17 protein-coding genes are annotated in these 20,438 nt (G+C 68.0%); 12 read left to right on the forward strand and 5 right to left on the reverse strand.

All coding sequences use genetic code 11. The features are described from left to right. Positions 1 to 140 precede the first annotated feature (140 nt). The 5 genes from ACIBF7_RS43160 (at position 141) to ACIBF7_RS43180 (ending at position 9,475) form a co-directional block, all read left to right on the forward strand. On the forward strand, positions 141 to 1,949 hold the full coding sequence (locus ACIBF7_RS43160; RefSeq protein ID WP_397199729.1) for a protein kinase: 1,809 nt from the start codon (positions 141 to 143) through the stop codon (positions 1,947 to 1,949). Further along, complete coding sequence (locus ACIBF7_RS43165; protein WP_397199730.1) at positions 1,853 to 2,437, forward strand: integrase core domain-containing protein; 585 nt, start codon at positions 1,853 to 1,855, stop codon at positions 2,435 to 2,437. Before ACIBF7_RS43160 ends, ACIBF7_RS43165 begins: the two co-directional genes overlap by 97 nt. Before the next feature lie 624 nt (positions 2,438 to 3,061). After that, positions 3,062 to 5,266: a TerB N-terminal domain-containing protein gene (locus tag ACIBF7_RS43170; protein ID WP_397199731.1), complete on the forward strand. Its 2,205-nt coding sequence runs from the start codon at positions 3,062 to 3,064 to the stop codon at positions 5,264 to 5,266. Then, positions 5,263 to 6,582 (forward strand): ATP-binding protein, encoded by a 1,320-nt coding sequence (locus ACIBF7_RS43175; RefSeq protein WP_397199732.1) that lies wholly within the window; start codon positions 5,263 to 5,265, stop codon positions 6,580 to 6,582. The genes ACIBF7_RS43170 and ACIBF7_RS43175 overlap by 4 nt, the downstream gene beginning before the upstream one ends. Beyond that, the gene (locus ACIBF7_RS43180) at positions 6,554 to 9,475 is read left to right on the forward strand and encodes a DEAD/DEAH box helicase (RefSeq protein WP_397199733.1); all 2,922 of its coding nucleotides are present in this window, start codon (positions 6,554 to 6,556) and stop codon (positions 9,473 to 9,475) included. Before ACIBF7_RS43175 ends, ACIBF7_RS43180 begins: the two co-directional genes overlap by 29 nt. Before the next feature lie 85 nt (positions 9,476 to 9,560). On the opposite strand, the gene ACIBF7_RS43185 is transcribed toward ACIBF7_RS43180, so the two are convergent. Next, positions 9,561 to 9,725 (reverse strand): magnesium transporter, encoded by a 165-nt coding sequence (locus ACIBF7_RS43185; RefSeq protein WP_397199734.1) that lies wholly within the window; start codon positions 9,723 to 9,725, stop codon positions 9,561 to 9,563. A gap of 61 nt (positions 9,726 to 9,786) precedes the next feature. Here ACIBF7_RS43185 and ACIBF7_RS43190 point away from each other — a divergent pair, with 61 nt between their 5' ends. Continuing rightward, positions 9,787 to 9,927 (forward strand): hypothetical protein, encoded by a 141-nt coding sequence (locus tag ACIBF7_RS43190; protein ID WP_397199735.1) that lies wholly within the window; start codon positions 9,787 to 9,789, stop codon positions 9,925 to 9,927. A 209-nt stretch (positions 9,928 to 10,136) separates the two neighbouring features. Here the strand turns inward: ACIBF7_RS43190 and ACIBF7_RS43195 are convergent, their stop codons facing one another. Next, on the reverse strand, positions 10,137 to 11,537 hold the full coding sequence (locus ACIBF7_RS43195) for a hypothetical protein (protein ID WP_397199736.1): 1,401 nt from the start codon (positions 11,535 to 11,537) through the stop codon (positions 10,137 to 10,139). Positions 11,538 to 11,743: 206 nt separating this feature from the next. Here ACIBF7_RS43195 and ACIBF7_RS43200 point away from each other — a divergent pair, with 206 nt between their 5' ends. Next, entirely contained in the window at positions 11,744 to 11,947 is a 204-nt protein-coding gene (locus ACIBF7_RS43200) for a helix-turn-helix transcriptional regulator (protein WP_397199737.1), read from the forward strand. A 448-nt stretch (positions 11,948 to 12,395) separates the two neighbouring features. Here the strand turns inward: ACIBF7_RS43200 and ACIBF7_RS43205 are convergent, their stop codons facing one another. The 3 genes from ACIBF7_RS43205 to ACIBF7_RS43215 form a co-directional block, all read right to left on the reverse strand. After that, complete coding sequence (locus ACIBF7_RS43205; protein ID WP_397199738.1) at positions 12,396 to 14,651, reverse strand: DEAD/DEAH box helicase; 2,256 nt, start codon at positions 14,649 to 14,651, stop codon at positions 12,396 to 12,398. Positions 14,652 to 14,779: 128 nt separating this feature from the next. Beyond that, on the reverse strand, positions 14,780 to 15,103 hold the full coding sequence (locus tag ACIBF7_RS43210) for a hypothetical protein (RefSeq protein WP_397199739.1): 324 nt from the start codon (positions 15,101 to 15,103) through the stop codon (positions 14,780 to 14,782). Continuing rightward, positions 15,100 to 15,744, reverse strand: a complete 645-nt coding sequence (locus ACIBF7_RS43215) for a hypothetical protein (protein WP_397199740.1) — start codon at positions 15,742 to 15,744, stop codon at positions 15,100 to 15,102. The genes ACIBF7_RS43210 and ACIBF7_RS43215 overlap by 4 nt, the downstream gene beginning before the upstream one ends. Before the next feature lie 33 nt (positions 15,745 to 15,777). On the opposite strand from ACIBF7_RS43215, the gene ACIBF7_RS43220 reads away from it, so the two are divergent. The 5 genes from ACIBF7_RS43220 (at position 15,778) to ACIBF7_RS43240 (ending at position 20,394) form a co-directional block, all read left to right on the forward strand. After that, complete coding sequence (locus ACIBF7_RS43220) at positions 15,778 to 15,957, forward strand: hypothetical protein (RefSeq protein ID WP_397199741.1); 180 nt, start codon at positions 15,778 to 15,780, stop codon at positions 15,955 to 15,957. Positions 15,958 to 16,243: 286 nt separating this feature from the next. Beyond that, entirely contained in the window at positions 16,244 to 17,050 is an 807-nt protein-coding gene (locus ACIBF7_RS43225) for an LLM class flavin-dependent oxidoreductase (RefSeq protein WP_397199742.1), read from the forward strand. A gap of 439 nt (positions 17,051 to 17,489) precedes the next feature. Beyond that, complete coding sequence (locus ACIBF7_RS43230; protein WP_397199743.1) at positions 17,490 to 18,134, forward strand: tyrosine-type recombinase/integrase; 645 nt, start codon at positions 17,490 to 17,492, stop codon at positions 18,132 to 18,134. A gap of 86 nt (positions 18,135 to 18,220) precedes the next feature. After that, complete coding sequence (locus ACIBF7_RS43235) at positions 18,221 to 20,134, forward strand: tyrosine-type recombinase/integrase (protein ID WP_397199744.1); 1,914 nt, start codon at positions 18,221 to 18,223, stop codon at positions 20,132 to 20,134. Then, positions 20,131 to 20,394: a hypothetical protein gene (locus ACIBF7_RS43240; RefSeq protein WP_397199745.1), complete on the forward strand. Its 264-nt coding sequence runs from the start codon at positions 20,131 to 20,133 to the stop codon at positions 20,392 to 20,394. Before ACIBF7_RS43235 ends, ACIBF7_RS43240 begins: the two co-directional genes overlap by 4 nt. Positions 20,395 to 20,438 lie beyond the last annotated feature (44 nt).

Consider the following 20,438-nt stretch of genomic DNA (forward strand, 5'->3'; position numbering starts at 1 on the left):
GGCGTGACGCTCAATTCCATCTGCTCGTGCGCCCGTCCTCGATCGCGCCCTCGACACGGTGAGGTACATGGGATACAACGACCTCTGTACTTCTGCGGTGTTGACCAGTTGACGTTTACCTTGTGCTCGGACGGAGAGCGGTGACCGGACTCCTGCAGCCGACGACAGCGTTACTTCCCCTCCGGAGCGGAGACCCGCAGCACGCTGGCCCCTATCGCATCGTGGGCCGCCTCGGCGTGGGCGGCATGGGCGTCGTGTTCGCGGGGGTTGATCTGCGCGGAGCGCGCGTCGCGGTCAAAGTGATTCATGCCTCCCTGTCCGCTGATGCGGAGTTCCGCGCCAGATTCGCGCGAGAAGTCTCCGTGCTCGACAAGGTCAAAGGAACGTGCGTCGTGCGCATCATCGATGCTGATGTGGGCGCGGCACAGCCGTGGCTGGCCGCCGAATACGTGCCCGGACCGACCCTGGAAAGCCGGGTCACCAGTCATGGACCGCTTCACGATGATGAGCTGTTCGGCCTGACTGCAGGTCTGGCCGAAGCATTGGTCGCCGTGCACGCCGCAGGAGTCGTTCATCGCGATCTCAAGCCATCCAACGTAATCCTCTCCCCGGCCGGTCCCAAACTGGTCGACTTCGGCATCGCCCGGGCGCTCGACGCGACAGTGATGACCCGGACCGGAACCTGGATCGGTTCACCCGGATGGGTAAGCCCCGAAGAGTACAGCGACGCACCTACCGGACCGGCAGCCGACGTGTACGGCTGGGGGTTGCTGGTCGTTTACGCGGCTACCGGATCGCCCCCCTACGGCGTGGCACGTCCCGAAGTGCTCGCCCTCAAGGTGTTGCACGAGGCTGTCGCCACCTCCGCCGTCCCGGGCCCCTTGCGTACGCTCGTCGACAGGACACTGGCCAAAGATCCTGGGCTTCGGCCGTCGGCCTCTGAGGTCATGGCTGTGGTAGCCGAGTCTTGGCGTGAACGGCACGCTCAGCCTGCCATCGCAGCGGCGGACGCGGCCACCGACATCATCGCCCGGCTGGATCGGACTTGGGTCATGCCGGCCGCGGAACCGGCCTGGCCCACAGTTCAGCCTTCCGCGCCTGCGGCCGGCACTCGTCGCGCGGCCCTGATAGCCGCCACAGTGGTCATCGTGCTAGGCGCAGCAACCGCAATCGCCGTCAACAAGCTTCCCGCTCAGCCGAATCCTCCTCCTGTGCAGGCGCGCAGCGCCGCCGCCACGGCAGACACACGAGCTTCGCAGGCAGCCACCGGTCAGCGAGACCCGGCCCCGAAGCGCACTGATCGCCGCCCTTCACCTCCGCCCGGCACGAGCGCGGAACTCGCCGCGGCTCTCGATCTGGCGCTGGCGAGCACGCCTGCGGCCTCATTCACTTTCGAAGGTGGCTTCACGCAGAGCCTGACGGGAGGGAAAGCGAGCGGTCGCCTGCATAATCGCGAGACACAAGATGACTTCGACATGACGATCCGCTCCTACGAGGGGTTCCGGGGCCGCTATGTCGTTCTGCGCAGTTCTTCGGTGTATCCGGATAGGCCGCGCGCGAAAGCAGACGACTTGCAGCTGCTAGGACCTGAAGCGGATGCCTGGAACGCGCTCATCGTCGCAGGTACCGCTGGCCCGTCGGTCGTCCGGGAGATGGTCGCTCATGGTAGCCGCATGAAGCGCAAGGGACGTACCTATTCGGGCGCTGTCGCTGTCGCGGACACCAGTGGACCACTGCGGGCCCTGCTCAATTCCTGGCTCGACGGTGACGTCGAGGAAGTACAACCTGATTCGTATATCACCTACAAGCTCACCATCGATGCAGACGATCGGCCAAAACGTTTCCTTCTCGCTTGGAGCGTTCCCTTGGGCAACGGCGGCATCTACACATCGACGTTCAGCACTTCATACCGAGGCTGGAACTCAAGAAAGGCGATTTCCCAACCTTAGCCATCGCTGCCAACGATGCCGTCGCGCCCCGCTCCATCCACGCCGATCGCGGCACGTCGATGACCTCCAACACTGTCACCGGTCTGCTTGCGCTCCTCGGTATCGACCAATCGCATTCCCGACCGCACGTGTCCAACGACAACCCCTACTCCGAAGCGCAGTCCGAAACCCTCAAATATTGCCCGGTATTTCCCGGCCGGTTCGGCTCCATCGAAGACGCCAACGTCTTCTGCGGCCAGTTTTTCCGCTACTACAATCACGAGCATCGTCACTCCGGGATCGCGATCCACAGGCCCGCCTCGGTACATGACGGCACCGCCGTGCACATCCAGTCCCGCCGGATCGCCACCCTCCACGCGGCCTTCCATGCGCGTCCGGAACGGTTCCGCGGCCGGCGACCCTACCCGCCACCGCTGCCGACCAAGGTGTGGATCAACCAGCCACCCACGACACCGAAACTGGTATCTCACCACAAAGCACGCAAGTAGCCTGACGTCTCACTAGGTTTGACAGGTTCGGAGAGATCGATCCCGGTCCTCGGCACTCAAACGGCCGGCCCGGCGCACCCGCTCGGCCGGCGCGATGCCGCCATGGTGTTCAGCACCGTGAAAACCGACCCTGGGGGCTCGCCCAGTGCCCGGGAGGTCACGCTGATGGAGTCACCGGCGCGCCACCGCCGCCACAAGTCTTCTTTCATCGCGTCCGACATTTCCGGCCAAGCCTCATGGATTCTGTCCACAGGCCGCGATGCGTCTGTGATGCGAAGAATCGAATGTTTGGTGGTGTACATGAGGGCTCTCGCTTCATACGCAACGACACGACGGGGGCTTCGTTCAACCAGCGACGAGCTGCATTGGGTCCGTGCCTTCTGGGAACTGCTCGCTTCTGGTGTGCGCCCGGATGGACAGTCGTATCATTTCTTAGCTTTTCGGTATCGGAGTGACCGAAATCTGTATTTCAGTCATCGCTTGAGGAATCAGAATGATAACGAGGGGTCTCGCCGTGTCTGCGTACGGTATGCCGGAGGTCTAAAGTGCCATCCGTGGCTGGGGACGGCTCGGCGCATTGCCTGTTGCTCAAGCGTTGAGCCCACGGGGTTGGCGAGGTGATCGGTGAGTTTTCTGGACCGCTTTCGACGTGAACCCGCTCAGGTGCCAGGAGTGCTGCCGTCGAGACCGGTGCACCATGCAGCGGATCCCCGGCGCGATCGCCACGCATTGCACGCTCCCGCTCCACCAGCACTTTCGGTACGCCCCCACAACTCCGCGGACCCGTGGCTGCGCCCAGGAACGGGAATCAATCTCGCGGGCTACAACATCGTCGGCGGGCTCCTCTACGTCGGCACACAGTTGACCGCACCGTCGGGCTATTCGGCGGACCCTGCGCTGATCAACCCGGCGTTGCCCGTCGACCTGCGCCGCCCGGACTGGGGCGGGCAGGGACTGGACTATTGGCCGTCCTACAGCGACATTCCGCCCCACTCGAGGGCCGCCTATCTATCTTGGCTCGCGGATGGGCGACGCTTTCCGCAGGCGCCGATCGGCTATGTGTTCCTCTACTTCTACGGGCTGGAACGGCGGGTGCTGCACGACCTGCAGCGGGACCGTTCCAGCGCGGCGTTCGAACTGCCGATCATCCACCAGGAAGTGCGCCGTCTCCTGCGCATTTACGGGGGACAGAAGGCCTTCAATCGCTACGCAGGGCAGTTCGAGCAGGTGCTGGACCTCCTCGCGACAGGAGCTCCGGAACGGGATCCGGCGCCGCCGCCCACGCGCGACTACCCGCCCCCATTGCGGCTGCGCGCCGGTCTGGGGGCGTTGGCGGCGCAAGGCGTACCGGTGCCCGCTGAATGGGCGTTGACCTGGATCCGCTCGCATCCGGAGTACTACCCGCGCACCCCTGCCACCCGCTGTGCCGCCGAGTTCGACGCGCTCTTCCTGCGGCGTTATGCCGCCCGCTACGGGAAGGGGCTGCTCGTGCGGCCCGGCCGCAAGGAGGTCACGCTGGACTACCGGCCCGCCAGCGCCGGCTTCCGCGGCGTCGCCGCGCTGACCCTGCCCGGCATCCCCGACGTTCTCGGATACGCCGCGCCGACCCGCAAACTGGTCGCGCTGGCCGACGAGTGCACGTCTGACCTTGAGGCCTACAGCCGCTACCTCGGCCGGGTGCCCGACGGGCAGCGCTCGGTCCAGGCGCAGGCGCTGCTGCCGGCCGAGCTGATGAACCTGTCTGGTGGTGTTGCCGGGCAGGCGATCGCGTGGGCGCACCAGCGACTGGATACGCGGGAGTTCGCCGTCGTACCGGTAAGTGAGTTCTCCACCTTTATCTCCTCACCGCAGGCGGCGAAGCTGGTCAAGAAGGACGTCGTCGCCCTGGCTCAGGTGCTGGGCCGGGCGGGCGTCGGCGTCGAACCCGACCCGCGTCTGGGCGGCGCGGTGCTCACCTCGGGATCCATGGTGTTGTTCACGGCGCCGGACGGCCCGACGGCGGCGGCCTCCGACGCCTACCAGGCGGCGACGCTGCTGCTGCATCTGGCGGCGGCGGTCAGCGCCGCCGACGGCGACTTCGACGAGACCGAGCAACGCCACCTGAGCAATCATCTGGAGCGGGCGCTGCACCTGACCGCCGAGGAGCGGCGGCGCCTGCACGCGCACCTGCGCTGGCTGACCGTCACCCCGGTCAAGCTCACCGGCCTGACCCGCCGCATCGCGGGCATCGATGCGGGCCAGCGCCAGTACGTGGCGGAATTCCTCACCGCCGTGGCCGGGGCCGACGGCCGCATCTCGCCGGACGAGGTGAAGACGCTCACCAAGATCTACCGCCTGCTGGAGCTCGACCCCGCTCTCCTGGCGGTCAGCACCAGGCCCATGCCGGCGACGGAACCGGTCGTCGTCCGCCCGGCGCAACCGGAACGCGGCTACGCCATCCCGCAGCGGACTGAGCAGACTGTCGCCCCGCTCGTCCGGCTGGACGAAGCGGCGATCGCGGCCAAGCTGGCCGAGACCGCACGCGTCGGCGCGCTGCTGGGCTCGATCTTCACCGAGGACGAGACACCGCCGGCCGCCGCGCCGCTGCCCGCCGCCGCACCCGTGGCCGGGCTGGACGGGCAGCACTCCGGACTGGTGCGTGAGCTCGCCTCCGGCGAGCAGGTCTCGCGGGCGCGGTTCGAGCACCTGGCGGCGCGCTGGAAGCTCCTGCCGGACGGCGCGCTGGATCGGATCAACGAGGCCGCTTACGAGCTGGCGGGCGAGCCGCTGCTGGATGGTGACGACCCGATCCGGGTCGACCGGAACCTGCTGGGAGAGATGCTGACGTGACATCGACCGCGATCCGTCCCCGAGAGCGTGACGCCCTGCTGCAGTCCCTGCGGGCCGGCGTCGTGCCGCGCATCGGGCAGCGTCACATCCAGGTGGGACGCGAGCCCGAGGTGAAGGCGCTGGTGACCGACATCGACCGGATTGCCGACGGTGGGTCGGCGGTGCGGTTCGTGATCGGTGAGTTCGGCGCCGGCAAGACGTTCTTCCTGCATCTGGTGCGTTCCATCGCGATGGAGAAGAAGCTGGTCACGGTGCACGCCGACCTCAACCCGGACCGGCGCCTGCACTCCAGCGGCGGTCAGGCCCGTAGCCTGTACGCCGAGCTGATGCGCAACCTGGCCACCCGCGCCAAACCGGATGGGGGAGCGCTGAGCAGTGTGGTGGAACGTTTCGTATCCACCGCGCTGGCCGAGGCCCAGCAGACCGGAGCCGACCCGTCGCAGGTCATCCGAGCCAGGCTGGCCCATTTGAGCGAGATGACCGGCGGCTACGACTTCGCCGAGGTCGTCGGCGCCTACTGGCGCGGCCACGACAGCGGGGACGAGCAGCTGAAGTCGGCGGCGGTGCGCTGGCTGCGCGCCGAGTACGCCACCAAGACTGAGGCCCGCTCGGCGCTGGGCGTGCGCACGATCATCGACGACGCCACCGTGCACGATCACTTGAAGCTGATGAGCCGCTTCGTCCGGCTGGCTGGCTACGACGGGCTGCTGGTGTGCCTGGACGAGATGGTCAACCTCTACAAGCTGGCCTCTACCCAGGCCCGCAACTCCAACTATGAGCAGATCCTGCGCGTCCTCAACGACACTCTGCAGGGCACGGCCGCGCACCTCGGGTTCGTCTTCGGCGGCACTCCGGAGTTTCTCACCGACACCCGGCGCGGCCTGTTCAGCTACCCGGCCCTGCAGTCACGGCTGGCCGAGAACTCCTTCGCCGCCGCCGGCCTGGTCGACTACTCCGGCCCGGTGCTGCGCCTGGCCGCGCTCACCCAGGAGGACCTGTACGTCCTGCTGACCAAGCTGCGCCACGTCCAAGCCGGCGGCGACCCCGCCCGCTACCTGCTGGCCGACGACGCGCTGGCCGCGTTCATGTACCACTGCGCCAACCGCATCGGCGAGGCCTACTTCCGCACGCCCCGCACTACCATCAAGGCGTTCTGCGACCTGCTGGCCGTGCTGGAGCAGAACCCGGGCGTGGACTGGCGGCAGCTCCTACCCTCGGTGGAGCCGGTGCCGGACACCAACCCCGACCTCGCCCCGCTCGACGAGGACATCGACGGAAGGCCCGGCGATGACGACCTCGCCTCCTTCCGGCTCTGACGCCTTCGAACGCCTGCACCCCAAGATCCAGCAGTGGATCTGGCAGCAGAACTGGCGCGAACTGCGCGAGGCGCAGGAAGCCGCCGTCGCGCCGATCCTGGCCGGAGACCGGGACGTGCTCATCGCCGCCGCCACCGCCTCCGGCAAGACCGAAGCCGCGTTCCTGCCCATCTGCTCGACCCTGACCGAGCAACCGGACACCATGGGGTTCGCCGCCGTCTACATCAGCCCGCTGAAGGCCCTCATCAACGACCAGTACAGCCGGCTCGACCAGCTCTGCGAACACCTCGGCATCACGGTTTCCCGCTGGCACGGCGACGTTGCCGCCTCATCCAAGAGCAAGCTGCTCGACCGCCCCCGGGGCATCCTGCTGATCACGCCGGAGTCGCTGGAGGCCATGTTCGTCCTGCGCGGCTGGAAGATCCGCGACCTCATGGCGTCCGCCCGCTACCTCGTCATCGACGAACTGCACTCCTTCATCGGCACCGAACGCGGCGCTCAGCTGCAGTCCCTCATGCACCGCCTCGACCTGGCGGCCCGCCGCCGCATTCCCCGCATCGGCCTGTCGGCGACCCTTGGCGACATGGGCAAAGCCGCCGACTACCTGCGCCCGCGCGCCGGCGACGACGTCACCGTGATCGTCTCCAGCAGCGACGCCCAGGAGCTCCGCCTCCAAATCCGCGGCTACGTCCAGACCGCGCCCACCCTCGACCCGCGCGCCCGCGCCGCCCACGAAGCCCTCGGCGAGGAGGTGACCGCCGACGACGTCGCCACCGGCGACCGGCTCGCCATCGCCGATCACCTGTTCGCCACGCTGCGCGGCTCCCACCACCTCGTCTTCGCCGGCTCCCGCGCCGCCGTCGAGGACTACACCGACCTGCTCAACCGCCGCTGCGAGAACGCCCGCGTACCGGAGGAGTTCGTCCCGCACCACGGCAACCTGTCCAAGGACATCCGCGAGCACGCCGAAGCCCGTCTCAAGGATCGCACCCGCCCGGCCACCGCCGTCTGCACCTCCACCCTGGAGATGGGCATCGACATCGGCTCGGTCACCTCCATCGCGCAGATCGGCGCCCCACCCGGCGTCGCCGCCCTGCGGCAACGCCTTGGCCGCTCCGGACGGCGCGGCGGACCGGCCATCCTGCGCCTGTACGTCAGCGAGCCCGAAGCCACCCCGGCCATCCACCCGGCCGACGAACTGCGCGCCCAGCTCGTCCAGTCCATCGCCACCATCGAGCTGCTCCTGCAACGCTGGTACGAGCCCCCGACCGCCGAAGCCCTGCACCTGTCCACCCTCACCCAGCAGATCCTGTCCCTCATCGCCCAGCACGGCGGCATCACCCCCGCCGACGCATACCGCACTCTTTGCGCGCAAGGCCCCTTCCGCGCCGTCGACAGCCCCGCCTTCGCCATCCTGCTGCGCGACCTTGCCGCCGCCGACCTCATCCGCCAGGAGAACGACGGACTCCTGCTGCCCGCCGAGACGGGGGAGCGGCTGATCAACCACCACACCTTCTACGCCGCCTTCGCCGCCCCCACCGAATACCGCATCGTCACCGAAGGCCGAACACTCGGCAGCCTGCCCATCGAACACCCCCTCCCGGAAGGCGGCCTGATCATCTTCGCCGGCCGCCGCTGGCGCATCCTGACCATCGACACCCACGCCAAGCTCATCGAGGTCACCCGCGCCTCCGGCGGCCGCCCGCCCCGCTTCACCAGCGCTGGCCCGCTCGTCCACGACCGCATCCGCACCACCATGCGGCGCCTGTACGAGGTCACCACGGTCCCGGCCTACCTGAACGCCACCGCCCAGAGCCTGCTCGCCGAGGGCCGCGCCGCCTACCGCCGCCTCGGCCTGCACAACTCTCCACTCGTGAGCTACGGCAACGACACCCTGCTGTTCCCCTTCCGCGGCGACGCCATCATGACCACGCTGGGTCTGGCCCTGCATGCCTACGGCGTCAGCGTCGTCAGCTACGGAGTCGCGCTGCTGATCAGCGACACCTCCCCGCGAGCCGCCGCCGGCCTCCTGGCCGACCTGGCCGCAGAGGGCGTCCCCGACGCCCTCGCCTTGGCCGCGCTGATCCCCGACAAACGCGTCGACAAGTACGACGACGTCATCGGCGAGGAACTCCTCACCCGCTCCTACGCCCGCCGCCTCGACGGTACCGAGACCCAGCAATCCATCACCGCCCTCGCCACCACCACCGACCGCACCCTAGCGATCAACCTGGACACGCCCACGGCTGCCGCACCGCCACGCCGTCACCGCATCGGCTCGCTGCCGTACGCCGTCGTGGACCTCGAGACCACCTGCCTCGACACCCGCAAAGCCCGCATCGCCGAAATCGCGATCATCCGCCTGCACCCCGACGGCAGCGAAGACCGCACCTACTCCACCCTGGTCAACCCCGGACGCCGGCCAGGCCCCACCCACATCCACGGCCTCACCGAGCGCGAGCTGGCGACGGCACCGCATTTCTCGCAGATCGCCGGAGACGTGGCAGCCATGCTCGACGGCGCAGTCATCGTCGCCCACAACGTCCGCTACGACAGCGAAGTCCTCAGCGTCGAATTCGCCCGCGCGGGATACGCCCCCGACAACCTGATGACCCTGTGCACCCTCAACTTGGCACGCCGCTTCGGGCCGCCACTGCCCTCCCACCGCCTCACCGACTGCGCCGCCGCCGAGCGAATCGACCACGACACAGCTCACCACGCTGAGAGCGACACCCGTACGTGTGCCGCCCTGCTACGCCTCTATCTCGAACGGGCGAAGGCCCAGGGGCTGCAGTGGTTCGGCGAACTCGGCGCAACCGGACAACTGCCGGCTGGGCAGTGGTGCGCCACACCAACCTCCGACCTCGCACGACCTCGCGCGATTCCGAAATGACAGCGGCGTCCCATTCCGTCAGACACCATCTCACAGAAGAGCTCGAAGTGCGGTCGCAACTGCTGTGCGACCGGCCGAGCACGTCTCAGGTGAAGGCCAGAGCGGTGAGCAGGTAGACGGTGATGGAGATCAGATCCTGGGCGACGGTGGCCAGTGGCCCGGAGCCGAACGCAGGGTCACGGCCGGGCCGGTTGAGCAGCCATGGCAGGCACATCGCCAGCAGGGAGGTGAGTGCCCGCCACACGAGCACCGGTCACGCCCATTCCTGCCAGCGGATCTGCATCTGGCGATCGAAGTAGTCGGGCCGCACCGTGGACAGCCGCAGGCAGGTCAACAAGCCCGTTTTCGTGCGCGTCCTGGTGCACCGCTTCGAGCGGGGTGAGGGGTTCATCCGGGGCTTGCGGGAACCGCACGGCCCCCACGAGCAAGGCGAGCTGGACCTCGGCACCTGAACAGCGCACCCTTACGTCCCGGCCCGGCGGCGGCCGCCTCGTCAGCGCACGGCACCGAGGTGGTTGCCGCAGGCTTGCTGTCCGCTCCTGGGGCCGTGCCCCCTGGCCTGCGCGGCGCTCAAGGCTGTGGCGGAGCGCCGCTCTGGGCCACCGCTCCGGCAGGGCGCCGGCAGGGCGCCGAGCAGGCGGCACCGATAAGATCGGGTGGGTCAGCTGGCGACGCCGTGGATAGCGACCGTGCTGAAGGAGTGTCCGCCGCCGGAGGGCGAGATGATGGCGAAGACCTCGCACGGCAGGAGTTCGGCGTCCTCCGGCGTGTCGCTGTCGAGCAGCCAGTCCAGCGCGGCGGCCAGTTGGTACGGTGGCACGAGGTGGCCTCGGGTGTGCACGACCCGCCACGGGGTGGGCGGCTGGGCCGCCAGTTTCCACACGGGTGCGCCCGCTTGGCTGCCATCGGCGACGAGCAGGCCGATGTCGTGCCAGAAGGCCAGCAGGTCAGCCATGGTGTCCAGGGGCGGGTCGTCGCAGGCCTCCACCAGGGCGGCGAAGCCGGTCTGCCAGAGCTCCCACTCACGCCGGCGCGTGGTCAGCGCGCCGCGCAGCACCTGGACGCTGGGGTTTTCGTCGAGTTCGGGATCCTCGCCAGGGGCGGGCAGCATGAGGTTGGGGGGTCGGATGCCGTCCCAGATGTCGGATTCGAGCCAGTGTTCGCCGCTGGGCCAGCGCTCCGGCGTGGCCGCAGCGGCGAGGTCGGCCAAGGCGGCGGTGGTGGCGCGCGGACGCTGTAGCAGCGCGTCGACGATTTCAGCCGAGCGGGGGCACAGGTTCAGCCAGCCGGTGTCGTACAGGGCGAGCATGGCCTGCTCGTCGGTGTCGGCCGTCAGGCCAGGATGTCCATCGAGGGGCGCCACCTGGCGCAGACGGCTGGGTGCGGCGGGCAGTTCGACGCGGTGGGGGCGGCGCCCGTAGCGGTCGATCCAGGTGGCGGCCAGCCGCGCGCGGTGCTCCTCCAGCGCGTCCTGGATGGCTTGATTGCGCCGGTCCTGGGCGGCGCGCAGGGTGTCACGGCGCTGGCGTTCGGCGGGGGTGAGGTGCGAGGCGCAGTGCTCCGAGCCGATGCCGGTGACGATGGTCTTGACACAACGCTCCTTTTTCAGCGTGGTGCCGGCGCATTGCGCGTCGGGGTCGGGATCGTCACGGTAGGCTGCCGCGACGTCGCGTTTGACCTGCGGGTCGATGGGCGGCCGCGTCAGGTCCACGTCCGGGCGGACCTCGGCCGGCTCGGTGCCGGCCTCGCGGGCCTGAGCGAAAATGGAGCGAGCGCGGGGCGGGCCGCTGCTCCAGGCGGGGGCCAGCGGCAGCCGGGCTTCCATGACAGCGGTGGCGTGGGCGGCGTTGAGCAGCATGTCGCTGGCCTCGCTATGGACATGGAGTTCCTCGCTAAGGTTGAGCCGCATACCGTTGATCAGCTGCAGCACGTTACGGATCTCCCAGGACAACTGGGCGGCCTGCATGAGCAGCCACGCGGGAGACATGCCGCCGTGGCGATCCCGGCGCGGCGGGGTGATGGTGCGGACCGGCAGGGGGTGGGCCGAGCGGAAGCGGGTCATGCCTTCTTCTCCAAAGAGCGCGGCGGGAACGGCTGCACGGGTAAGGGGTGCGGCTGCATGCTTGCACGTCACAGAGGCGCAAGCAGCCACTCCCGCCATCATTTGTACCAACGTTGGTACAGACCTTTGAGGATCATGCCCGCCACCGTGGGTAAGTGCCCGATCCGATCACGCCACGACTCGCTGAGCTGCGCAGACAGTTCGGTATGAGGCTGCGTGAACTCCGCGAAGGGCACGGACTCACCCAAGAGCAGCTCGGTGAACTGGCCGGAGTTGACCGCAAGACGATCAACCGGATCGAGAACGGCATGTACAGCCCGCACCTGGACAAGGTCTTCCAGATCGCCGACGCGCTGAGCGTCCCGCCCAGGGACCTGTTCGAGTGGGACGGCGCTTCACGTTCCTGCTGAGCACCGCGGCTGTGGCCACATTGCGTTGCCGGCGGCCACACTGGGCTGCCCGTCATGCTCGGCGTCCGGCGGCGGTCACGTGGTCCCCGCATCGGGGCGCCGAAGGCGTCCACGCAGCGCCAGAAGTACGGCGTCAGCGCGTGTGCCGCCGTGACCTTCGGTGCTGTCGCTGCCACGGAGGTCCCCGAGGTGGCGCGGTGATGCAGGTAGGCGGCGGAACTCGGCGTGCGGCGCTCTATACGGGAACATCAGCGGGGAGGCAGTCGTCGGACTGCGCAGAGCAACGGACGCCTCACCTGCAATCGATCACCTGCCCTTGGTCCATGCCTTCCGCCCGGCAGCTGATGCGGGTGCTGTGGGGGCCGCAGGGCCATGCCCCAGGCTCGTTGCGTGACGGCGGCCGTGAGAACTCGAAGGCCATTGACAGGTGCGGAGGCGTGCGGCCAGCTCACCGCGTGATGTTCTTCTCCGCGGCGGATGCCGGTGCGTCCGCGCCTGGTGGCGTGCGGGCGCGGATGTGGCGGCGTTCCTCTTCCAAGAGGGCGTCGAGGTCGGGCTGGTGGTCGATGAGGAGACGGGCCCTGATGGTGTCGGCCAGGTCGCTGGGGCGTGCCACCCGGTTGAAGATGTCGGCCTTGACGTGCCCCCGTTGCACCAGCCGTTCCTCCAGCGTGTCAGAGGCGATGAGCCGGTAGACCGTCACCGGCCGCGTCTGGCCGATGCGGTGAGTCCGGCCGGTGGCCTGCCATTCGGTGCTGGGCTTGTTCTGCGGTTCGAGGATGACCACCACCGAGGCGCTGGAAAGATTCAGCCTCTGACCCCCGACGGTGATCTGCGCGATGAGAGCGGCGAAGCCGGGCGCACGTTCCAAATCGTCGATCTGCTGGGGTCTTCGGCTGTGCAGGACGTCGCCGTGCAGGACGGAGCAGTCAGCGCCAAGGACCGCCTCAGCCAGGGTGAGCGCGTCGCGGAAGAAGCTGAAGACGAGGATCTTCTGCTCGTTGGCGCGGCACTCCTGGACGATCTCGCGCAGGCGCTGCATCCTTCCTGACGCGGCGCCACCGAGGGTCGTGAGCTTCCTGCGGACGGTCGTCACGTGCTCGGTGAGGGCGATCTGCTCATAGCTGCGCCGCTCAGCCCCGGTCAGACCGATGGGCTCGTCGTGGAAGGTGAGCGGCGGCAGCTCCTGCATCACCTCGTCTTTGTTACGCCGCAGATAGACATCGGCGATGGCACGCCGGAACCGGTCGGGCTCACGGCCAGCACGCTCTCCGCCATCGAACGCCTCGCGCAGATGCCGGCCCTTGGCCGGGTCGACCAGGTCGATCACGTTGAGGAACTCACCGGCGTTGTTCTCCATGGGGGTACCGCCCATGAGCAGGCACCGCCGTGCCGAGGCCACCAGTGTGGCCGTGGCCTGTGCGCGCTGGCTGCCGGGATTCTTGACCAGATGAACTTCATCGACAACGACGAATCCGAGCTGGGGCAGGCGATGGGGTACCAGGGTCTTGGCGCGTTCGTAGGAGACGACCATGAGACCGTGGCCTCTCATCCAGAGGCGCAGGTCGGCCTCGGCGCTCCGGCCGCGACTGGTGTAGGCCTCAACGCCCGGCAGCGTTTCGGTGATCTCCTGCAGCCAGGTGTCGATGAGCGAGGCCGGGCAGATGATGAGGTGATGTTGCTGTCGTTGACGGGCGATGACGTGCCCGATCGCGGCCAGCGCCTGAACGCTCTTGCCGAGCCCCATCTCATCTCCCAGGATGGCCCGGCCGACGATGAGCGCGAAGGCCGCACCCAGCTCCTGGTAGTGGCGCAGTTCCTTGCGCAGCAGCGAGCGGTCGAGTTGGAGGGCGGCGATCTGGCCGGCCAGGTCGGCCGGGATCGACCCGCGCCTTGCCCCGGCCTGGATGACGCGGACTTCGCTGGGGTCGCCCTCGTGCAGGGTGAGCTGTTCGAGCAGGGCCATCAAGGCGGCGTTGTGCTTCGTCCAGGCGGTCTTGACCTCACCGTCGGTTAGTGGTCGCCGAGTGAGCGTCTCAACCCGGTCATGGTGCTGCCGCAGATCGGCCAGAAGCATGCCGATGGCTGGAGCATGCGCGCGTTCCCGCAGCGTCTGATGCTCGACGAGCACCTGCCGCTGGCGGTCGTCGCTCGCCAGCAGCCAGGACCCTCGTCGCGTCGCCTGGGCCAGTCCGCGTAGATCGTCCAGCAGGGGCTGAAGAACGGGCCAGATCGCCGCCTGCGACAGCTTCCTGGCGACCTGCAGCGTGTACAGGGCTCTGGCCAGGTCCACCTCGTAGCGGTGCCAAGCGCGCTCATCCAGCGCGGGCCGCAGGTCGTCGCTGCGGAGCCGAAGAGCATTGGCGAGGCCTTGCCGGAGCTTGTCGGCGTGTCTCGGCCCGATTCTGTCGAAGCGCGTCAGGTGCTGCCGATGGCGCTGGATGTCGGCCGCGGTGTGCAGTCCGGCGGCCTGCAGGACCCCCGCCGGGACTTTGGGACCGTCATAGTCCAGCTTCCCGACCGGAAGCAGGCCGAGCCGGGTCCCGACCTTGTCATCACGCATCGCGCGCCGGTAGCGATGCACCTCGGCGGTGGCGTCCTGGAGGAGACGGTGGCCTGCCTGCCGGTCGTGTTCGAGGGAGGCCAGCAGTTCGCGAGCCCAACGATGGATGTCGTCACGTTGGCGCCACCTGGAAAACAACACGTCGTCCCCTCGCCGTCAGGGCTTGAGCGGATGCCATGGTGAGGATCGTTCGCCGAACGCCTTCTGGCTATCGAGCTGGATGCTTGATTGTCCTGCCGGAAGATGAAGGGAAATGTCACGGTCGGGGATCACGGCCGGGGCCGGCGAGGTGCACGTCGCTGATTGCGTCCGCCGTCGATGTCCGGGAACGGGCTGATGGGGTGCCGGCAGGGCGGCGGGCACAGCCAGTGCAGGCGTCTTTTCGAGCCGCTGCCGCGCAGGGCGGCCCGGCGTTGCTGCCGGCAGGCCGGGCAGGTCGGTGGACGGTCGAACTCATCGGCACGTTCGTGCCGCAGGATGTGAGCGGCGAAGTGCCGGCTGCGCATCACGGCCATGACTTCCCGCCGTCCGCCGACCCGCTGGTGCGACAGCATGTTCATGCTGCCGAGGAAGGTGAGGCTGTCGTCGATCACGGCGACTTTTTGATGCTTCTCCTGCAGGAACACCACATGCTGGACGGCCTGGCGCAGCGCCTGGACGTAGGGCTCGTAGCGTTCTTCTCGCGCGGCGGCAGCACGACCGCCCGGACGACGACGCCGCGCTGCGCGGTGGCCTGCAGCGCGGGCAGGATGTCGTAGACGCGCTTGCGGACCCAGGGACTCCACATCCACACGCTGCGCTCGGTCGCGTCGATGGCCGCGCACAGCTCGGCCGGCAGGAGCTCCTCGTCGTACAGGCCGGTGACCTTGACATGGCCGCGCAGCGCTTCCCACACGGTGCGCCGGGCCCCCGACGGCTCGGGGGCGTGCTCGAGGCCGAGAAGGTCGCATGCGGAGACGATCGTGACACGGCGCTCCCGGCACAGGTCGCCCAGGACACGTAGCGGTCCGGCCCCGGCGCGGGCAACGGCGGCGCCGAGGGCGATGAGGTAGAGCAGCCGGCGGGCCTGGGTGACGGCCACGTTGACGGTCTGCCGTGCTCCGGGCAGGTTCCTGGCGATCCGGCTCCAGCCGTCCTCCACCAGATCGACGATTGCCGTGTCGAACTCCCGGCCTTGGAAGCGGTAGATGGTGCCGGCCTCGGCCCGGGCGTCGGTGTCGGTGTCGGTGAACACGTCGGTGATCAGATCGGATTCCTGGCGGTACGGATGATCACTCCCACAGAGGTCTCGCCCGCGGCGAGGTGGTGCGCGGCCAGGGCCCGGGCGAGCAAGGGGCCGATCGCCCAGCACGGCGAGCCCGATCGCGCGCGCGACGACTGCCTCACGCTCATGGCCCTCGCGTATGGGGCGGGCTACGACAGGAGGAACTGGAGTTATCTCGTGTGACTCACAGTAGTTAGACATGTGAGGCAAGTAAGGTTGGCGGGTTCTTGCCTCACAGATATCCAGGGGTCTTCAGGCATGTCAGGCATGTCAGGTGCGTTGCCTCGCTTCTAACGTCCCGAGCGGGCGCGGCGCGGTTGGCCTCGGCGACAGCAGCGTCGGCCTGCTCGCAGGTCTTCCAGACTTGCTCTACCGCTTCGTCTCGAACGGCGCTCACCCGCTCGTCGGTGCCGCGCTGTGCGATGGCGGCACCTCCAGAATGTCGGTGCCGGGTGCTTGGGTTGGGGGCATGCGTTATGGCATCGACGTCGCGATCCTCGGTGACCTCGCGGAGCCGGCACACCTGGTCACCCTCGCCCGAGAGGCCGAGGCCGCCGGGTGGGACGCCGTGTTGGTGTGGGATCATCTGGCCTTCGCCTGGGACATGCCGTCGGCCGACCCGTGGGTGGCGCTGGCCGCCGCGGCGCAGGCGACCTCGCGCATCAGACTGGGCACGGCGGTGACGGCCGTGGCTCGGCACCGTCCGGAAAGGCTGGCCCAGACGGTTGCGACGCTCGACAGGCTGAGCGGCGGCCGCGCGATCTTGGGCGCTGGGCTGGGCGGCGTGAGGCAGGAATTCACCGCCTTCGGCTCAACGCGTCCCAGCGGGGTTGTGCTCGACGAGGCGCTCGACGTGATGGTGGCGCTCTGGTCCGGCGAGGAGATACACCACCGGGGCGCTCACTACACCGTCGACGGGGTGCGACTCGCGCCGCTGCCCCTCCAGCGGCCCCGGGTCCCGGTGTGGGTCGGCGGCACGGCTCCGGGCGCCCTTCGGCGTGCCGCCCGCTGGGACGGCTGGATCGTCGCTGGTGACGACCAGGAGGGCCGCATGACGCTCTTGGCCGACTCCCTGGCCGCTCAGGTCAGCGAGCTGCGCCGGCACGGGGCTACTGCGGGTGACCTCGACGTGGCGGTCATCGGGGTGAGCGAGCCCGGCTCGTCGGTCCGGAACTACGCCGACGCGGGCGCCACATGGTGGCTGGAGCACCTCCACAGCTATCGGGGGTCGGTGGAACGACTGATGCAGCGCGTCAAGGCGGGCCCGCCCGCGTGAAGCACCTGCGGTTCGGACATGGCTCAGGGCAGCTCGATGCGCAGGCTCACGGCGTCCCAGCGTGCCAGGGCGGCGGGGGAGCGTTTTGATGATCGTGGATGGATGGGTCCTCGTCCAGATCGAGCAGCGGTGCCAGTCGCGCCGAGCTGCTCGACCAAGGCGGCCCCGCGCTCTAGCAAGAGTTCATGGACGAGTTTCGCCGCTCGCACCTTGGCTCCGAATCCCCAGCGCGATCATCGAGCGTTCGCGAGCCCCTGAACGCGATGAACAGCCCGTGTCGATGAGCTCGGTGACCCGGACACGGCCGGCTCATGGCTGTCGCTCTACATGCCTTACGTGCCTGACAAGATCATATCGCCTTGACCTGCGAAAAGAGCCCAAGAACCGGAGATAATCACTGAAGATCCGCGGTGATGAGATCCGCATACTGGACAACGGCATGGCGGTCTTCGACGCCATCCACCTGGGGAGGGTGATCGTTGCCCGAGCGGCCTGGCAGGAGTATCTGGCTGAGGAGGAACTCGTCACCGTCCTGACGACGCCGACTCGGCTTCGTGACCGCCTGCTGCTCGCCGCAATGGGCCTCAACGGCTTGCGGGTCGGCGCCGCGCTGGGTCTGCGTCACGAGGATGTTCGGGTTCGAAAGGGCGAGATTGCCGTCGTGCCGCGTGACGACAACGCGAACAACGCCCGCGCGAAGCGCCGCTCCACGCTGATCCTGCCCCTTCATCCCGCAGTCGGCCGGCTCTACTCCAGATACCTCGACGAGGAGTACGGGGACTGGGACAGCGACTACGTCTTCATCAACCTGTGGTCCGGCAACGCTGGGGCGCCGATGACGTACGACAATGTGCGCGCACTCATCGGCCGTATCAGCAGGGCCAGCGGAATCCCCATGACCGCTCATGTCCTACGACACACATTCGCCACGCTCATGCGTCGCGGCGGCGCGGATATGGAGACGGTCAGCGCGTTGCTCGGACATTCCAGCGCCGACGTGACACGCGAGACCTACGTGCACACCACGGTTGAAGACCTCCGACGCGCGTTGGACCGGATCGACGTCGCGGTGGCCGGCAGATGATGCACAGGAGCCTCCGTCTCGTCCATGCGACTCCCGACCATGCCGACCCTCACGACAGGATTCGTGCCGCACTCGCACCGGAGTTCTTGGACTCCGTCTACTACCCGGCCGCCGGTGAGGCCGCCATCGGGGGTGCATCGTGTTCGGTCGAGGGATGCAGCGGCTTCGACGGTCTCGGACAGCCGCGACTGTGCGGTGTCCACCGAGGCCGTCTTCATGACCGTCGATCGCAGATGACCCAAAGGGCGGGCGACCAACACGGGTCGGAGCTGACCGCGGCAGCGTTCGCCGTCGACGCCAGCCTGAACGGCGGCCCGGTGGAGCGCAACCACCCGGGCTTCGACTTCACCGGCCTCCCCGAATCTCTAGCGCTGGAACTGCGGCTGCTCGTGCAGGCCCGACGGGACCGCAACGACACCTTCCTGCGGCTGACCGACTACAACGCCATCCGGCGCACCGCCATCGACGCGGGTTTGCACTCTCTCATCCACCCCAGCATCGAGGCCGAGGACCGCTGGCTACGCACCGATATGCCTATCCCCGAGGTCTTCGAGGGGCGGGCATGGTCCGTCCGCGCCCACGTCCGGTTCGCCGGGTCGGTCGCGTTGGACGTGGGTTGGCCGGTCGCCCTCATGGACCGGGACCGCTGGTACCCACACGACTTCGACGTCCACAGCCCCCGTGTCGGAACGCTGTCGTGGATCGGGGTCGAGCAGCCCTGGTTGAAACGCTGGCTCAAGGAGTGGGCCGCACACCGGATCAACACCGGGTGGAAGTTCAGCACTGCCAGTGGCACGTGCTCGCGGCTGCTGTGGTTCTCCCGCTTCCTCGCCCAGGAACACTCGCACGTGACCGGGCCCCAGGGCCTCAGCCGCGCGCTCCTGCTCGACTACATCGCCTGGGTGAAGCGCCAGCCCGGCATATCCGGGTCACAGCGCCAGGGCGTCGTCAGCGCGCTTCGAGTCCTGATCGAGGACCACCGGCTCAATGAGTGGACGCCCCACATCCCCGAGACTGCGATCATCAGAATCGGGGAACTACCCAAGCGCGAAGAGAATCTTCCTAAGCCGATCCCCTCGTTCATCCACCGACAGATCATGTCCCCCCAGAACCTGCGCTTGGCGCGGCCCGACCTGCGAACGCAACTGCTGATCCTCGACGGACACGGCTTCAGGCTCGGCACGCTGGTCGAGTTGACCATCGACTGCCTCGGCGAGGACGCCGACGGATTCCCGACGATCCGCTACCGCAACACCAAACGCGAACGGGAACGCTTGCACCCCGTCCGCGACCCAGACATCGTGGCAGCGATCCAGGGGCAGCAGCGCCTGGCGCGCGCCAAGCATCCGGACACCCTGTGGTTGTTCCCGGCTTACAACCACAATGCCCACGGCCAGCGACACACGACGACCGCCGCAGTCCGCTCGGCCATCCAGAAGTGGATGGCCGAGGTCGGCATCGTCGACCGCGACGGAAACCCCGCCCATATCACCCCGCACCAGTTTCGCCATACCTTCGGCACCCGCGAGCTCAATAACGGTGCACCACAGGAAGTGGTCCAGGAGCTGTTGGACCACGACGACCCTGCGGTCACGCGCGGCTACGCCCGGCTCAACGGTGAGCGATTGAAACACGAGTTCATCTCGGCGGCCCGATTCAATGCCGCCGGGGAACTACTCCAGCAGCTGGCCCCCGACAGCGCTCTCGCGGACGTCGCGTGGATGAAAGAGCGCATGAACCGGGCCAAAGTGACCCTCCCGAACGGCTACTGCGCCCTGCCCTTGCAGCAAACGTGCGAGGTGCAGAACGCTTGTCTCGACTGCAACGACTACTTCGTGACCACCCCGGAGTTCATCCCAGCCCATGAAGAGCAGCGAGCACGCACCGCCGACCTCATCGCCACCTTTGAGAGCGCCGGCCAGACTCGCATGGCCGAGAAGAACCGAAAGGTGCTGATCAAACTCGACACCCTCCTGAAGTCTCTGAGAGGTGTCCCGTGACAGAGGCCCTTGACCGCTACCGCGATGACCGTCGTTCCCGAATGCAGGCCGCTGTCGCCAATGCGATGCGAAAACTGGACGAGTCCGGCCAGCCCATCAACATCAGCCGCGTCGCTGCTGCCGCCGGCGTGTCACGGCAATGGCTCTACGACAGCCCATTCCGGGCCAAGATAGAGCGGCTGCGCGAACGAGAAGCAGGCACATCTTCACCCGCGTTCCGCAGATGTGTAGCGAGAAAAACACATGAATCAGGGGTGTGAGCTGCGGAAACGCTTGCGGGCACGCTGATGCGGCGTGTCACTAG

The organism is Nonomuraea sp. NPDC050478 (genome assembly GCF_044458265.1).
Taxonomy (GTDB): domain Bacteria; phylum Actinomycetota; class Actinomycetes; order Streptosporangiales; family Streptosporangiaceae; genus Nonomuraea; species Nonomuraea ferruginea.

Bases quoted from the DNA above. Each gene is read 5' to 3' on its own strand.
- ACIBF7_RS43220 (WP_397199741.1), top strand. From the start codon at position 15,778: ATGATCACTCCCACAGAGGTCTCGCCCGCGGCGAGGTGGTGCGCGGCC.
- ACIBF7_RS43180 (WP_397199733.1), top strand. From the start codon at position 6,554: ATGACGACCTCGCCTCCTTCCGGCTCTGACGCCTTCGAACGCCTGCAC.
- ACIBF7_RS43225 (WP_397199742.1), top strand. From the start codon at position 16,244: ATGCGTTATGGCATCGACGTCGCGATCCTCGGTGACCTCGCGGAGCCG.
- ACIBF7_RS43230 (WP_397199743.1), top strand. From the start codon at position 17,490: ATGGCGGTCTTCGACGCCATCCACCTGGGGAGGGTGATCGTTGCCCGA.
- ACIBF7_RS43195 (WP_397199736.1), bottom strand. From the start codon at position 11,537: ATGACCCGCTTCCGCTCGGCCCACCCCCTGCCGGTCCGCACCATCACC.
- ACIBF7_RS43200 (WP_397199737.1), top strand. From the start codon at position 11,744: ATGAGGCTGCGTGAACTCCGCGAAGGGCACGGACTCACCCAAGAGCAG.